The sequence below is a fragment of the Amycolatopsis sp. lyj-23 genome (genome assembly GCF_046549135.1).
GTDB lineage: Bacteria > Actinomycetota > Actinomycetes > Mycobacteriales > Pseudonocardiaceae > Amycolatopsis.
In genome coordinates, this window is the sequence record NZ_JAJPWN010000022.1 from 42,998 (window position 1) to 57,669 (window position 14,672).

Here is a 14,672-nt window from a genome sequence, read left to right on the forward strand (position 1 = left end):
TCACACCGGTGCCCCGCTGAGGATGCCTCGCACGATGTGGCGGCCCAGCAGCAGGAACAGCGCGATGACGGGCACGACGGCGACGGTTGCGCCCGTGAGCATCAGCGCGTAGTCGGTGTAGTAGCCGCTGGCCAGCTGCGACAGGGCGACCTGCACGGTCGGCGTCTCGTTGGGGTCGAGGACCACCAGCGGCCAGAAGTAGTCGTTCCACGTGGCCGTGAACGTCAGCATCGCTAGCACCGCGGCCGGTGCGCGGAGGGCGGGGACGGCCACGTGCCAGTACGTGCGCAGGATCGAGCAGCCGTCGACGGTCGCGGCGTCGACGAGGTCCCGGCCGATCGCGTTCTCGCACGCCTGGCGCATCCAGAACACGCTGAAGGCGCCGACCAGGGCCGGCACGATCACCGCTTCGAGCCGCCCGTACCAGCCGAGGTCGCCGACGACGAGGTACAGCGGGATCACACCCAGCTGGGCCGGCACCATCGCCGAGCCGATGACCAGGAGGAACAGCGTGTTGCGGCCGCGGAACTCGAGCCGCGCGAAGGCGAACCCGGCGAGGCTCGCCAGCACGACGTTGGCCACCGTGACCGTGCCCGCGACGATCAGCGAATTGCCGATGGCCAGCCAGAAGTCGACGGTGTCGAACACGCGCCGCACGTTCTCGGCCAGGTGCCCGCCCGGGAGCAGCAGCGGCGACGTCTCGCCGATCGCCGAGTTGTCCCGCGTGGCCACGACGAACGACCAGTACAGCGGGAACACCGACGCGCCGAGCACCCCGACCAGTACCGCGTACACCCAGCCGCCCGGCCGGCGGCGCGGCGTCACGCCGACCTCACGAACCGGCGCACCAGCCGGTAGTTGACCAGCGCGAACAGCGCGCAGATCACGAACATCACCCAGGTCAGCGCGGCCGCGTAGCCGGCGTCGAGGTGCGTGAACCCCTTCTCGTACAGGTACATGACCAGCGTCTGGAACTGGCGGTCGTTGCCGCCGGTCCCGGCCGAACCGCCGGCGTCGAACAGCTGCGGCTCGGCGAACAGCTGCAGCCCGTTGACCGTGCCCGCGATGGCGGTGAACGCCAGCGCGGGGCGGATGCCGGGCACGGTGATCGACCAGAACGTCCGCCACCGCGAAGCGCCGTCGAGCTCGGCGGCCTCGTACAGGTCGCCGGGAACGGCCTGCATCGCGGCCAGGTAGATCAGGGCGTTGTAGCCGGTCCAGCGCCAGAGCACCATGCTCGCCACGGCGAAGTGCGACGACCAGGTCGTCGCCCGCCAGTTGACCGGCGCGATCCCGAACCAGCCGAGGACCTCGTTGACGACCCCGTAGTCACGGCTGAACAGCTGCCCGAACACGAGCCCGACGGCGACGACGGACACGACGTTCGGCAGCAGGATCCCGGTGCGCCACCAGGTCGCGCCCCGCAGCGGCCGGTCGAGCAGCGCCGCGATGCCCAGCGCCAGCAGGAACTCCGGGACGGCGGCGAGCAGGAAGATGGAGACCGTGTTGGCGAGCGCGTTGTAGAAGTGCGGATCGGTGAGCAGATCGCCGTAGTTGGCCAAGCCGAAGGCGCCTTGGTTGCCTTCGAGCAGGTTCCAGTCGTGGAGCGAAACCCAGGCGGTGTACAGCAGCGGGAAGGCGCCGAAGACGACGAAGAGCGCGAAAAAGGGCGCGACGAACAGCAGCGGCGTGACGGCGCGGTCGAAACGGGCGAGCCGGTGCTGCACGCGCGGCTACTTCAGGGCGGCTTGGGCCTGCTGGACGGCTTTCGCCCAGGCCTGGTCGACGGTGTCGGTCCGTTCCTCGATCCGCCCGAGGGCGCGGCCGAACTCGGGCCGGACGTCGGCGTCCCGCAGGCCGCGGTAGTTCGGCCGCAGCTGGTCGGCCGAGGCGGCGAAGATCCGCCCGATCGGCGCGTTCCCGAAGTACGGATCGGCGTGCGCGACGACCTGCGGGTCCTGGTAGACGGCAGGCTCGCTGGGAAGGATGCCGTCGGAGAGGAAGAGCTTCTTCTGCTGCTCCGGGGCGGTCAGCCAGCGGGCGAGCTCGTAGGCCGCCTTCTGGTGGGCGCCCTGCTTCGGCACGGTGAGGAACGAACCACCCTGGTTTCCGCTCCGGCCCGGCACGGTGGTGACGTCCCATTTGCCGCGGCCGGCGTCCCCGCCGGCTTCCTTGATCTGGCTGAGCATCCACGCGGGGCAGGCGACGGTGGCGAAGGAACCCTGCTTGATCGCCACGTTCCAGGCCTGCGTGAACGTGGTCGCCGCCGCCGTCTCCCCCTTCGCGGCCAGGCCGCCGGAGAGGAAGAAAGCCGTGCGCACGCTCGGGTTGCGGTCGGCGATGAACGAGTCGTCGCGTGCGGAGAAGTAGTTCTCCGGCGACTGGTTGAGCATCGCCGTGTAGACGGTCCCGGCGGAGTCGGCGAACTTCACGTCCGGCGTCTTGGCCGTGAACCGCTCGGCGGTGGCCGCGTACGCCGGCCAGTCCGGCATCAGCTTCGCGACCTCGTCACGGTCGGTCGGCAGGCCCGCCGCCTGGAACAGATCGCGCCGGTAGCAGAGGGCGAGGCTGCCCATGTCCGTGCCGAGGCCCAGGACGAAGGCGCCGTCGGTGCCCTGCGCCCACTTCCACGGCACCCACTGCTTTTCCAGGTCGCGGGCACCGAAAGCGGCGAGATCGGCGAACTTGTCCTTCGCTTTCCGGTACTGCGGCACGTACTGCTCTTCGATCGCGACGACGTCGGCGGCGCCGTGCCCGGTGGCGAGCTGCGTCGCGAGCCCCTTGTGGTGGGTGTCGAAGTCGGTGACGCGGTTCTGGACCGTGATGTCCGGGTGCAGCTTCTCGTACTCGGCGATCAGGGGCGCGTAGCCGAACTCACCGAAGGTCGCGATGGTGAGCTTCGTCTTCTCCCCCGTGTCACCCGGACTGCACGCGGCGAGCGCTGTCAGCGCGGCGACCACGAGCGCGGTCCGGCGGGCGATCGTTCGCAACAGGCTTCCTCAGATCACACCGGCCCGTACGGCGTACGCGACCGCGTGCGGCCGGTTGCGCAGGTTGAGCCGGTTGGTCATGGCGTAGATGACGTTCTTCACGGTCCGTTCCGAGTAGCAGAGCTTGCCCGCGATCTCCGCAGTGTCCCAGCCTTCGGCCATCAGGCGAAGCACATCCACCTCGCGCGGCGTCAGCGCGGCGTCACCAGCCGCCCCGGCCAGCGCCTCCACCTGCTCGTGCAGGGACGACGACCGGCCCTGCGCCGCAGCGACCACGGTGGCGGTGAGCCTGTCGAGCGCGGTCCGCGGCAGCACCGCGGAGACGTGGCACTCGGCGAGCAGGCCGACGTGCGCGGGGTCGACGTGCCCGGCGACCAGCACGATCGCGGCCGGCGACTCGGCGGCCGCGGCCCGCAGCGCGGCGACGGCCTCCCGGTCGACCTCCCCGACGGCGAACACCAGCACCGCCGCCTCACCCCGGTGGGCGCGGGGCAGGACCAGCAGCTCCGGCCGGGACTTGAGGTGGTTGATCAGCCCGGTCAGGGCGATCGGATCGGACGCCCACGCCGCCACTCGCACCTGGTTCATCGAACCCTCCCCGCCCACGACGAAACCTGACTGCGGCCAGTCTGCGGAGAACGCCTTCACGAATTCTCTAAGGGGCGCCGGGCCATTCTTCACGCCGTGAAGTTTGGCCGTCCACTACGGTCGAGGGGACCACGAACGAGTGAAGGGACCGATGAACCGCCGACGTCTTGCCGCCCTCGGGGTGGCGTTCTGCATCGTGGCCGGGTGTCTGCTGGTCGCGGGCCTGCAACCGCGGATCGTGTCCGGGTTGGCGCTGCCCCTGACCTCCGACCGGCCCACTCCTTCGCCGGTGGCTCCGCCCTCGCCTTCCGTGCCCACCTCCCGCCTCGCCCGGCCGGGCGACTGCGCCGCCCAGGTGGCCGGCCTCGACCTCCGCGCCCAGGTCGCGCAGCTGGTCGTCGTCGGGGTTTCGGGCGACAACCCGGCGGCCACGGTCTCGCTGGTGCGCGATCACCAGGTCGGCGGCATCTTCATCGGGGGTAACGCAACAGCGTTGTTGAAAGATCGCTCGCTGGCCGCCGTCCAGGCCGTGGCCCGGGTGCCGGTGGCGGTCTCGGTCGACGAGGAGGGCGGCCGCGTCCAGCGCATCGACGACCTCGACGGCGACCTGCCCTCGGCCCGGACGATGGCCGCGACGAAGACGCCGGACGAGGTGCGCGCACTGGCCGCCCAGCGAGGCCGCCAGCTGCGCGCCCGCGGGGTGACGGTGGACTTCGCACCCGATACCGACGTCACCGGCGCGCCGGACGACGACGTCATCGGCGATCGGTCCTTCAGCCCGGATCCGGCCAAGGTGACGACCTACGCGAAAGCGTTTGCCCAAGGCCTGCGCGACGCGGGTGTGCAGCCGGTGCTGAAGCACTTCCCGGGCCACGGCCACGGCTCGGGCGACTCGCACAAGGGCACGGTGGTCACGCCGCCGCTCGCGCAGCTGCGCGCGGTCGACCTGGTGCCCTACCGTGACCTCGCCGGCTACGGCCCGGTCGCCGTCATGGTCGGCCACCTGGACGTGCCGGACCTCACCGGCGGGGTGCCGGCTTCCTTGTCTTCGGCCGCCTACGCCTTGCTGCGCGGGGAATTCCGCTTCACCGGGCCGGTGGTGACCGACGACCTCGGCGCCATGAAGGCGATCACCGCCCAGTATTCGCTGCCGGACGCGGTCCTGAAGGCGTTGCAGGCCGGCGCGGACCAGGCGCTGTGGTCCTCCGGGGGCCGGGTGGACGAGGTGCTGGACCGGCTGGTGAAGGCGGTGCAGTCCGGGGAACTGCCGCCGAACCGCGTGCAGGAATCGGTGACGCGGGTGCTGCGGGGCAAGGGACTCTGCGGTTGAGCTGCGGACGTTCACGGTGATCTCCTTTCGCGATCACCACCGACGCTACCGAACGTGTGTGCGAACCCGCATCGCTGAACCGGGTGAAACCTGCGGATCGGTTTTCCGTTGCAGCGCAAGGAAAATCGCTTGAGCAGCCCCCGATTCCAGCCTACCCGTGTGCACCGACAAAATCGGCGGCGCGAAGACTTCGGTGACTGCGCCTAGACTTTCCGGCAACAGCACCCGGAGCGAGGAGCGGCATGGCGGATCTCGGCGGCACCTTCACCCTCGGCGGCGAACTCCCCGTGACGCGCATGGGTTACGGCGCCATGCAACTGGCCGGGCCCGGCGTGTGGGGGCCGCCGCGGGACCACGACACCGCCGTCGCCGTGCTGCGGGAGGCCGTCGAACGCGGGGTCACCCACCTCGACACCAGCGACTACTACGGCCCCCACACGGTGAACGCCCTGATCAAGGAGGCCTTGCACCCCTACCCCGAACCGCTCGTCATCGTGACGAAGGTCGGGGCGCGGCGGAGCGAGGACAAGGGCTGGCCGCCCGCGCTGTCGGCCGCCGACCTCACCGAGGCCGTGCACGACAACCTGCGCGACCTCGGCGTCGACGCGCTGGACGTCGTCAACCTGCGGCTCAGCAACGCCGCCGGTGACTACCCCGTGCCGATGTCGCTCGCCGAACCCTTCGGCGTGCTCGCGGACCTGCGCCAGCAGGGTCTGATCCGGCACCTCGGCGTCAGCCACGTCAGCGCCGAGCAGCTCGACGAGGCGAAGGCGATCGCGCCCGTCGTCTGCGTGCAGAACCAGTACAACCTCGCCCACCGGGAGAACGATCCCCTCGTCGACAAGTGCGCCGCCGAGGGGATCGCCTTCGTGCCGTACTTCCCGCTCGGCGGGTTCAGCCCGCTGCAGTCCGGGCTGCTCGACGACTGCGCCGCCCGGGTGGGCGCCACGCCGATGCAGGTCGCGCTCGCGTGGCTGCTGCAGCGGTCGCCGTCGATGCTGCTCATCCCCGGGACGTCGTCGCCGGGGCACCTGCGGGAGAACCTCGCCGCCGCCGATCTCGAGCTGCCCGCCGAAATTCTCGCCGATCTGGACCGGATCGGTACCGCCTGATCGCTACGCTGAGCGCCCGGACAGGCATGAGGACGGAGAAGCCGTGGCGGAGTGGGGCGATCTGGTCGCTTACATCAGGGAGTCGTACCGGGTGGTGCGCGACGAGCCCGACGAACTGCGCATCCGCCTGGTGTTCGGTGACGACCCGGACACCGAGCAGCGGGCGCAGATCGTCGTGGTCGCCCGCGAGATCCTCGACCAGCGCGAGGACTGGGTGCAGATCGCCACGCCGTTCGCCCGGCACGACGAGGTCGACCTCCTCGAGGTGCTGACCGAGGTCGGCGAGGCGATCGTGGTGGGCGGGATCGCGGTGATGGGCGACCACGTCGTGCTCCGCCACTCGCTGCCGTTGATCAACCTCGACATCAACGAGTTCACCGACCCGCTGGAGCTGGTCGCCGGCGCGGCCGAGCTGCTGGAGCAGCAGTTCACCGGCCGCGACGACTACTGAGCCACCCGCCTATTGAGCCGCCCGGCTACCGAGCCGCCCGGCCACCGGCGAGCGGCACCACCGCGATCGCGGCGGCCACGGCGAGCGCGGCACCCAGGCCGAGCGCCGCGGCCGCCGTGCCCGTGCCGAGGTAGAGCCCGCCGAGGAGGGCGACGCCGAGGGTGCCGCCGAGCTGCTGCACCGCGTTGAGCAGCCCGGCGGCCGAGCCCGTCTCGTGCGGCCGGACCCGGTCGAGGGCCGCGGTGAAGAACGGCACCGTGAACGCGCCCATCCCGAGCCCGCACAGCGCCAGCACCCACGGGTACGCGCCGGCCCCCAGGGCGAGGGCGGCCAGGAGGCCCGCCGTGAGCAGGGCGAGCCCGGCGAACATCACGCGCGCGCCGAACTTCGGCACCAGCCGGGCACCGGCGAAGTACGACGACACCGCGAGCCCGGCCGAGAGCGGCATCAGCGTCAGGCCCGCGGTGCGGACGTCGACGCCGAGCCCGAGCTGCAGCTGCATCGGCACCACCTGCATCAGGCCCGTCATCACCGCGAAGAAGAGCAGCGACCCGGCGAGCGCCGCCGGGAACCCGCGGTGGGCGAACAGGCTCGGCTCGACCAGCGGCGCGGCCACGCGGCGCTGGTGGAAACCGAAGACGACCAGCACCGCGGCGCCGGCCGCGAGCAGGCCCCAGTTCGTCCCGGCCGGATCGATCAGCGGGTACACGAACAGCCCGGCGCCGGCCGCGACGAGCAGGGTGCCGGTGACGTCGAGCCGGGGCCGGGTGGCGGCCCGGTCCTCCCGCAGCAGCCGGGCGGCGAGGAGCACCGCGAGGCCGAGCGGAACGTTCACCAGGAACACCGCCCGCCACGACACCGCCTGCGTCAGCAGCCCGCCGAGCAGCGGCCCGGTGACCGCGGACAGGCCCATCACCGGCCCGATGGTGCCCAGCGCCTTCGCGAGCTCGCCGCCGTCGAAGAGGGCGCGGATGAGGCCGATGGTCTGCGGGATGATCAGCGCGGCCGCCGCGCCCTGCACGGCGCGGGCCCCGATCAGCAGCCCGGCGTTCGGGGCGATTGCGCAAACGAGCGACGCGAGCACGAACCCCGCCACGCCGAGCTTGAACACCCTCGCGCGGCCGAAGACGTCGCCGAGGCGGCCGCCGGTGATGAGGAAGGCGGCGAACGGGAGCGTGTAGGCCGCGCTGAACCACGGGACGTCGGCGGCCGGGCCGGGCAGGTCGGCGTGGATGACCGGGCCGGCGACCTGCACGATCGTCGCGTCGAGCAGGTTCATCGCCTCGGCGGTGAGCAGCACGGCCAGCGCGGCCCAGCGCCGCCGGTGACGGATGGTGGTGGTGGGCAAGAGGTGCCTCCTTTCGTTGGCGCCCACCCTGACGGCTCGCTCGTGACCCGTTCCAGCTGCCGGATCGAGATCGCGGATTTATTCCGTCTAATACGCTTCAATGAGGGATATGACCACCTTGGACGACGTCGACCGCGCGTTGATCCACGCGCTGCACCTCGACGCGCGGGCGCCGTTCACGAAGATCGGCGACGTGCTCGGCGTCTCGACGCAGACGGTGGCGCGGCGCTACCGGCGGCTGCGGGCCGAGGCGTCACTCCGGGTCGTCGGCCTGCCGGATCCGCAGCGGGCCGGGCGGGCCGAGTGGATGGTCCGCCTGACCGCGACGCCGCACGCGGCGCAGGACCTGGCCCAGGCGCTCGCCCGCCGCGGCGACACCGCGTGGATCAAGCTGATGTCCGGCGGCACGGAGATCTGCGTGAACGTCCACACGCGAGCGGCGAGCGACCACGCGCTGCTGCTGCGGGACATCCCGCGGACGGCGAGCATCACGGCGGTCTCGGCCCACCAGCTGCTGCACCGCTACTTCGGCGGCCCGACGGCGTGGCTGGGCCGGGCCAACGCGCTCGACGCGGCGCAGATCGCGGCGCTCACGCCGGTGCACGCCGGGCCGGGCAAGCCGCTGACCAGCGAAGACGATGCTCTGATGGCGGCGCTGCAGCAGGATGGCCGCGCGGGCCTCGCCGAGCTGGCGACGGCGACCGGCTGGTCCGCGGCGACCGTCGCCCGCCGCCTGGCCGATCTGCAGGCGGGCGGCACGATGTTCTTCGACCTCGAGATCGACCCGGCACCGCTGGGCGCGACGACGCAGGCGCTGCTGTGGATGGCGGTGGCCCCGGCCCGGCTCGAGCAGGTGGCCCGGACGCTGGCGACCCACCCGGAGCTGGCGCTCGTGGCCGCGACGACGGGGCCGGCGAACCTGGTGGCGCAGGCGCTGTGCCCGGATGCGGCGGCGCTGCACCACTACCTGACCCACCGGCTGGGGGCGCTTGATGCCATCCGGACGCTGGAGACCGCGCCTGTGCTGCGGACGGTCAAGGCTGCTGCTTCGCGTTGAGGGGTCGGCGCCCTTCAGGCTGGCTTCGGGCGGGGAAGCACCGCCGGGGCGCAGGATTCGGGCCGCTCCGGGGTCGGCGCGCGTCAGGTGGCTTCGGACAAGCAGCACGGCCGGGCGGCGGCACCCGCGCTTCCGGGCGCCGCGGCCGCCGCCGCCCCGCCCGTAGTCAGCGCACGCCGGCGCCGCACCCGCCGCCGGGCCGCCCGTGCTCCCCGCCGCCCGCGGCACGTGTCACGGCTTCCGTGCCAGCACCCGGCCCTGGGGCACGCGGGCGGCCGGGTCGCGCAGTACCTGCGTCAGGATCTCGAACCCCGCGCCCGCCAGGAACTCGCAGACCCGCTCCACCGGCAACCAGTAGATGTCCAGGGAAAAGCCGTCGTGGCCGTAGCCGTCCGTTCGGTGGTGGCGGCGGTCGCCGACGTGGAACGCCAGTTGCAGGTGGCCTCCCGGGCGCAGGACGCGGAACAGCTCGGCGCACAAGGCCGGCAGCCGCGCCGGTGGGGTGTGGATGATCGAATACCAGGCCACCGCGCCGGCCAGGGCGGCGTCCGGGAGGTCGAGCGCGAGCAGCGATCCCTCGGAAAAGCGCAGGCCGGGGTGGTCGCGGCGGGCGATGGCCAGCATCTCCGGCGTCAGGTCGATGCCCGAAACGTCCAAACCCGCGGCGGCCAGGTAGGCCGTCACGCGGCCGGTGCCGCAGCCGAGGTCGGCGACCGGGCCGCCGCCGTCCGCTCGGACGAGGTCGGCGAACGCGGTCAGCAGCGCGCGGTCTTGGACGTCTTCGGCGATCGGGGGCGCGAAGCGGTCGTAGCTGCCGGCCACGACGGCGTACGTGTGGCGGGTCGGCTCGAGGAAGTGGTCGTCGGTCACGGCGCGGACCGTACCGGCGGGCACCGACAATTTCCCGCCGTGTCCTAAGTGGACTTCGTCCGGACCAGGTGGTCGAGCAGGCCGCGGACGGCTTCGAACTCCCGGACCTCCTGGCGGCAGTCCGGGCACGCCGCCAGGTGCCGCTCGACCCGGGCCGCTTCGGCGGCTTCGAGCAACCCCAGGCTGTACGCCCCGAGGTCGGTCCGGTCGTACCGGCCCATGGATCGCGTCTCCCGTTCCGCGTCCCGTGGGGAACGCCCGCCTCCAGGGTCCGGAGCCGAAGGCGCCACCGGTGCGGTTCCGCGGATTTCTACCCGAACGGCCGACAACTTCGGACGGCAAACGGCCCATGTGAGTGACGGCAACGATCACGGTACTCACCGGTCCGAACACGGAAAGCTTTTGTGCCACGAACTTCGCCGTTTCGGCGTCATGGCCTCCCGGCTCGTCCGTCGGACTGGCGTCGGGCCGGATTTTTCCGCTCCGACCTGGGTGAGAAGGCGATCCGAAACGAGGAGAGCGATGACCGTACGGAGCCACCGGGCGGACGACGTCGTGGACGAGGTCGGGGTGTGGCTGGCCGGGGAGTTCGCGGGGCGCCTCCCCGCGTCGGAGATCGACCGCGTCGTCCGGACGACGCGGCTCGACCTCGAGGGGAGCATCGCGCCGGAGGAGCTCGGGGAGATGCTCCACCGGCTGGGCCGGGCCAGGCTGCAGCGCATCCTGAACCTCGCCCCGGCGGCGCAGGTGAAGATCCCGCACGCGCGGTGACGTGCCGGGCGGGCCACGCGGCTTCGTGCCGCGTCGCCCGCCCCGCGGCACGACGGCCGCGGACCAAACCTCTTCGGGGACGATCGCGCACAACTGCTGCCCGCGCCCGCACGCAATCTTGACTGGACTAGACCAATCTGCTCTAGTGACCGGTGTCACGTTCGTCTCGGCCGGATGAGCATTCCCCACTCTCGACGACGGGCGCCTGCGCGCCCGGGTTCCGTCGTGGCCGAAGGAGTGAGCCAGTCTTGAGAAGACGTCCTGTCGCCGTCCTGTCCGCCGTTGCCGCCGTTGCCGGGCTCGTGTTCGGCACCCCCGCCGTCACCGGGCACGCGCCGCAGGCGGCCGCCGCCGCGTGCAGCGCGCCGAACTGGGTGGCCGGGCAGTGGTACGACGTCGGCGCCGTCGTGCGCTACACCGACGGCGGCTACTACCGCGCCAAGAACGCCAACCCGGGCTACGACCCGGTCATCAGCACCTGGTACTGGGAGCCCTACAGCTGCGGCGGGAGCGAGCCCGGCACCGGCTGCAGCGCGCCGAACTGGGTGGCCGGCCAGTGGTACGACGTCGGCGCGATCGTGCGCTACACCGACGGCGGCTACTACCGCGCCAAGAACGCCAACCCGGGCTACGACCCGGTCATCAGCACCTGGTACTGGGAGCCCTACAACTGCGGCGGCGGCACCGACCCGGGCAACCCGGGCGCGTTCGTGGTGAGCGAAGCGCAGTTCAACCAGATCTTCCCGGGCCGCAACTCCTTCTACACCTACAGCGGCCTGACCGCGGCGCTGTCGGCCTACCCCGGCTTCGCGACCACCGGCAGCGACACCGTGAAGAAGCAGGAAGCCGCCGCGTTCCTCGCGAACGTCGACCACGAGACCGGCGGGCTGGTCTACATCGTCGAGCAGAACACCGCCAACTACCCGCACTACTGCGACTGGAACCAGTCCTACGGCTGCCCCGCCGGCCAGTCCGCCTACTACGGCCGCGGCCCGATCCAGCTGAGCTGGAACTTCAACTACAAGGCCGCGGGTGACGCGCTCGGCATCGACCTGCTCGGCAACCCGTGGCAGGTCGAGCAGAACTCGGCCGTCGCGTGGAAGACCGGGCTCTGGTACTGGAACACCCAGAGCGGCCCCGGCACCATGACCCCGCACAACGCGATCGTCAACGGCCGCGGCTTCGGCGAGACCATCCGCAGCATCAACGGCTCGATCGAGTGCAACGGCGGCAACCCCGCCCAGGTCGAGAGCCGCGTCTCGAAGTACCGCCAGATCACGGCGGTCCTCGGCGTCGACCCCGGCGCCAACCTGTACTGCTGAAGCCGGTGGCGGGCGGGGTCTCGGCCTCGCCCGCCCGCTCAGCGGCCGAGCCGCTCGGCGAGCAGGCCGATGACCGCCGCCGCGTGGTCGTTGAGGTAGAAGTGGCCACCCGGGTACGTCTTCAGCTCGAACCCCCCGGACGTCCGCTCCGCCCACAGCCGGGCGTCGGCTTCGGTGACCTTGGGGTCGCTGTCGCCGATCAGGGCCACGATCGGGCAGGAGACGTCCGGGCCCGGGCGGTAGTGGTAGAGCTCCGCGGCCTTGTAGTCGCTGCGCAGCGCGGGCAGCACGAGGCTGCGGATGTCTTCGTCGTCCAGGATCGCCGCGTCCGTGCCGCCGAGCCGCTTGACCTCGGCCAGCAGCGCGTCGTCACCCTTTTCGTGGACCCGCTCGTCGTGGGGCGCCGACGGCGCCCGGCGCCCGGAGACGAACAGCGACAGCAGCCGCGTGCCCCGCGCCTCGAGCCGCCGCGCGACCTCGAACGCGAGGCTGGCGCCCATGCTGTGGCCGAAGAACGCCACCGGCCCGGCCGTCTCCGCGACGAGCACGTCCGCCAGCCGGTCGGCGAGCACGAACAGGTCGTCCACCGGGGCTTCGGTGTGCCTGTCCTGGCGCCCCGGGTACTGCACGGCCAGCACCTCCACCGCGGGTGCCAGTGCGGCCGAGACCGGGTGGAAGTAGCTCGCCGATCCCCCGGCGTGCGGGAAGCACACGAGCCGCGCCGTGGCGGACGGCGCCGGGTGGAAGCGCCGGACCCACTCCGAAGCATCGAGGGAAATCGTCATGGCCCCCAATCTGGCAGGCCGCGCCGCCGCCGTCGACCCCCAAGGTGCGCAGCCTGGGGCCGGCAGGTCCCGGGCCGCGGCCGGGACCTGCCGGTTCTCCCTCCCTCCTCAGCGGGACGGCCTCACTCCGCCCGCCAGAGCGCCGGCACGTTCGGCGGCTCCCAGCCCGGCTGCGCGGTGTGCGCCTGCAGGCACACGTAACCGCGGCCGCCGTAGGTGACCCGCGCGCCCGCCGCGTACGCGGTGCCCACAGCCCACGTCGTGCCCCCGGGCGGGGTGGAGGTCGGCGGGGTCGAAGACGGCGCTGTGGAAGACGGCGGCGTGGACTGCGTCGACGTCGGCGTCTGCGGGACGTCGAGCACGAAGTCGAAGGCGGCCTCCTTCGCCGAGCCGTTGTCGCGCACGGTCATCAGCAGGCGCGCGTCGAAGATCGTGTCGGTGTTGTTCCGCGGCTCGCCGGGGAAGTACAGCTGCGTGGTCAGGATCGGGCGGCCGGGTGCCTGCACCTTGACGTGGATGTGCCGCGTCCGGCCCGGGTAGAGGCCGGGCACGATCGTGGACAGCGTGAACGCGCCCTGTGCGTTGGTGTACTGGTGCCCGCGGAACGTGTAACCGGTGTTGTCGTAGGCACCGTTGACGTCCGCCTGCCAGAAGTCGAGCAGCGCCCGGTTGATCGGCAGGCAGGCCCGGCCGAAGACGTACCCGGACACGGTCAGCCGGGTGCCCTGCGTACCGGGCGTGACGAGGTTGGTCCGCTCCGGCGAGTTCGGCTTGAAGTAGGGGCCCTCCGTCTGCTCGATCGTCGGCTCGTCGCCGTCGTGGCACGCCGGGGTCAGCTCCGGTGCCGTGCCGCCGACGGCGTTCGCGCGGGCGAGCGCCGGGCCGCCGATCAGGGCGACCGGTGCGGCGACACCCGCGGCGAGCGCGGCCTTGAGGACCGTCTTGCGGCTGAGCTTGGTTTCTTCGTCCATGCCTGCTCCTCGTGGGGGAGGTCGGGGATCCCCTCGAACGTAGGCAGCGCACCGGGTGAGCGGCGATGGACTGGAACGGTCAGTCGTGGTGCTTCTCCCCGCCGCGCCGGAAGTCGCCGGGGCTCAGCCCGGTTTCGCGGCGGAAGAACCGGCAGAAGTACGCCGGGTCGGCGAACCCGACGCGGCTGGCGACCTGCCGCACGGTGAGGTCCGTCCGGAGCAGGAACCGCTGCGCCTCCCGGGTCCGGGCCTCGCGCAGCAGCTGCGCGGCGGTGCGGCCGGTCGCGGCCTTCACCGCCTCGGTGAGGTGACCCGGTGTGACGCCGAGGCGTTCGGCGTGCGCACGCACCGACCACAGCCCCGGCTCGGGGCGGCCGGTGAGCCGGACGAACTCCGCCGCCACCGCGGGGGCGGGCGCCGGCGACGGCGTGCCCAGCAACCGGCCCGCCCGCACGACCAGGACGTGGACCAGCGCCCGCAGCACCGACTCCGTGCCGTCGCCGCCGCGGCGGTACTCGTCCTCCAGGTCGGCGATCAACCGCGTGACGTGCGCGTCGGCGTGCTCGTCCAGGTGCAGCCACGGCCGTTCGCTCAGCCGGCGCAAGAGCTCGCGGTCGGCCGGGTGGTCGAGCAGGAAGTCGTCGGTGAACAGCACGACGTGCCCGGTGAGGTTCCGGACGTCCGCCCACTGGTGCACCTGCCCGGGCGCGAGGACACCGAAGTGCGGCGGCCGCAGCGGCCAGCGCGCGGTGTCGACGACGTGCGCGCCGGTACCGCCGGTGACGTGGACGAGCTCGTGGAAGGTGTGCCGGTGCGGGAAGTCCGCGTGCGAAAGCGGTCCCAGCGCGGCGAACGTGCCGACCGCGAACGGCGGCGCGTGCGGGGCGGGCACCTCCAGCCGGTGCATCGGCAGCTCCCCCGGCTGCGGGGGCCGGCAGGGCGTCCCGGGCGGGACCGTCGTACCGCGCATGGGTGAAAAGTCTAGACCAATTTAACGGCGATTCGCCGTTTTTGCCCCGATGATCGCAATCCGATCGTCGGGTTCCGGACACGAAGAACGGGGCCGGTCCACAGTGG

Annotated in this window: 16 protein-coding genes; 6 read left to right on the top strand and 10 right to left on the bottom strand. The window is 72.1% G+C overall.

Annotation, left to right across the window (positions count from 1 at the left end):
• The 4 genes from ACLJPY_RS42115 to ACLJPY_RS42130 are packed head-to-tail and all read right to left on the bottom strand — an operon-like array spanning window position 1 to window position 3,578.
• Window positions 1-825 carry a carbohydrate ABC transporter permease gene (locus tag ACLJPY_RS42115; protein WP_410596578.1) on the bottom strand — a complete coding sequence of 275 codons (825 nt, stop codon included), beginning with the start codon at window positions 823-825 and terminating at the stop codon, window positions 1-3.
• Window positions 822-1,727: a carbohydrate ABC transporter permease gene (locus tag ACLJPY_RS42120; RefSeq protein WP_410596579.1), complete on the bottom strand. Its 906-nt coding sequence runs from the start codon at window positions 1,725-1,727 to the stop codon at window positions 822-824. Before ACLJPY_RS42120 ends, ACLJPY_RS42115 begins: the two co-directional genes overlap by 4 nt.
• A 6-nt stretch (window positions 1,728-1,733) precedes the next feature.
• A complete protein-coding gene (locus tag ACLJPY_RS42125; RefSeq protein WP_410596580.1) occupies window positions 1,734-2,990 on the bottom strand; it encodes an extracellular solute-binding protein in 1,257 nt (418 codons plus the stop codon).
• A 9-nt stretch (window positions 2,991-2,999) separates the two neighbouring features.
• On the bottom strand, window positions 3,000-3,578 hold the full coding sequence (locus tag ACLJPY_RS42130) for a response regulator transcription factor (protein WP_410596581.1): 579 nt from the start codon (window positions 3,576-3,578) through the stop codon (window positions 3,000-3,002).
• A 151-nt stretch (window positions 3,579-3,729) separates the two neighbouring features.
• Here ACLJPY_RS42130 and ACLJPY_RS42135 point away from each other — a divergent pair, with 151 nt between their 5' ends.
• The 3 genes from ACLJPY_RS42135 to ACLJPY_RS42145 all read left to right on the top strand — a co-directional run bounded on the left by ACLJPY_RS42135 (window position 3,730) and on the right by ACLJPY_RS42145 (window position 6,471).
• Complete coding sequence (locus tag ACLJPY_RS42135; RefSeq protein WP_410596582.1) at window positions 3,730-4,908, top strand: glycoside hydrolase family 3 N-terminal domain-containing protein; 1,179 nt, start codon at window positions 3,730-3,732, stop codon at window positions 4,906-4,908.
• 242 nt (window positions 4,909-5,150) lie between these two features.
• Window positions 5,151-6,020 carry an oxidoreductase gene (locus ACLJPY_RS42140; protein ID WP_410596583.1) on the top strand — a complete coding sequence of 290 codons (870 nt, stop codon included), beginning with the start codon at window positions 5,151-5,153 and terminating at the stop codon, window positions 6,018-6,020.
• Between the two features lie 43 nt (window positions 6,021-6,063).
• A complete protein-coding gene (locus ACLJPY_RS42145; protein ID WP_410596584.1) occupies window positions 6,064-6,471 on the top strand; it encodes a hypothetical protein in 408 nt (135 codons plus the stop codon).
• Between the two features lie 25 nt (window positions 6,472-6,496).
• Here the strand turns inward: ACLJPY_RS42145 and ACLJPY_RS42150 are convergent, their stop codons facing one another.
• Window positions 6,497-7,819, bottom strand: coding sequence for an MFS transporter (locus ACLJPY_RS42150; RefSeq protein ID WP_410596585.1), 1,323 nt, complete (start codon window positions 7,817-7,819; stop codon window positions 6,497-6,499).
• A gap of 109 nt (window positions 7,820-7,928) precedes the next feature.
• On the opposite strand from ACLJPY_RS42150, the gene ACLJPY_RS42155 reads away from it, so the two are divergent.
• Complete coding sequence (locus tag ACLJPY_RS42155; protein ID WP_410596586.1) at window positions 7,929-8,876, top strand: Lrp/AsnC family transcriptional regulator; 948 nt, start codon at window positions 7,929-7,931, stop codon at window positions 8,874-8,876.
• Window positions 8,877-9,107: 231 nt separating this feature from the next.
• On the opposite strand, the gene ACLJPY_RS42160 is transcribed toward ACLJPY_RS42155, so the two are convergent.
• Together ACLJPY_RS42160 and ACLJPY_RS42165 are read right to left on the bottom strand one after the other, a co-directional pair.
• Window positions 9,108-9,746: a class I SAM-dependent methyltransferase gene (locus ACLJPY_RS42160; RefSeq protein ID WP_410596587.1), complete on the bottom strand. Its 639-nt coding sequence runs from the start codon at window positions 9,744-9,746 to the stop codon at window positions 9,108-9,110.
• Window positions 9,747-9,790: 44 nt separating this feature from the next.
• On the bottom strand, window positions 9,791-9,967 hold the full coding sequence (locus tag ACLJPY_RS42165) for a zf-HC2 domain-containing protein (protein WP_410596588.1): 177 nt from the start codon (window positions 9,965-9,967) through the stop codon (window positions 9,791-9,793).
• A 301-nt stretch (window positions 9,968-10,268) separates the two neighbouring features.
• On the opposite strand from ACLJPY_RS42165, the gene ACLJPY_RS42170 reads away from it, so the two are divergent.
• Entirely contained in the window at window positions 10,269-10,517 is a 249-nt protein-coding gene (locus tag ACLJPY_RS42170) for a hypothetical protein (RefSeq protein WP_410596589.1), read from the top strand.
• A 302-nt stretch (window positions 10,518-10,819) separates the two neighbouring features.
• Window positions 10,820-11,839 carry a glycoside hydrolase family 19 protein gene (locus ACLJPY_RS42175; RefSeq protein WP_410596734.1) on the top strand — a complete coding sequence of 340 codons (1,020 nt, stop codon included), beginning with the start codon at window positions 10,820-10,822 and terminating at the stop codon, window positions 11,837-11,839.
• A 38-nt stretch (window positions 11,840-11,877) separates the two neighbouring features.
• On the opposite strand, the gene ACLJPY_RS42180 is transcribed toward ACLJPY_RS42175, so the two are convergent.
• The 3 genes from ACLJPY_RS42180 to ACLJPY_RS42190 all read right to left on the bottom strand — a co-directional run bounded on the left by ACLJPY_RS42180 (window position 11,878) and on the right by ACLJPY_RS42190 (window position 14,502).
• The gene (locus tag ACLJPY_RS42180; protein ID WP_410596590.1) at window positions 11,878-12,624 is read right to left on the bottom strand and encodes a thioesterase II family protein; all 747 of its coding nucleotides are present in this window, start codon (window positions 12,622-12,624) and stop codon (window positions 11,878-11,880) included.
• A 122-nt stretch (window positions 12,625-12,746) separates the two neighbouring features.
• Window positions 12,747-13,595, bottom strand: coding sequence for a carbohydrate-binding protein (locus ACLJPY_RS42185; RefSeq protein ID WP_410596591.1), 849 nt, complete (start codon window positions 13,593-13,595; stop codon window positions 12,747-12,749).
• Between the two features lie 79 nt (window positions 13,596-13,674).
• Window positions 13,675-14,502, bottom strand: a complete 828-nt coding sequence (locus tag ACLJPY_RS42190; RefSeq protein ID WP_410596735.1) for an AraC family transcriptional regulator — start codon at window positions 14,500-14,502, stop codon at window positions 13,675-13,677.
• Window positions 14,503-14,672 lie beyond the last annotated feature (170 nt).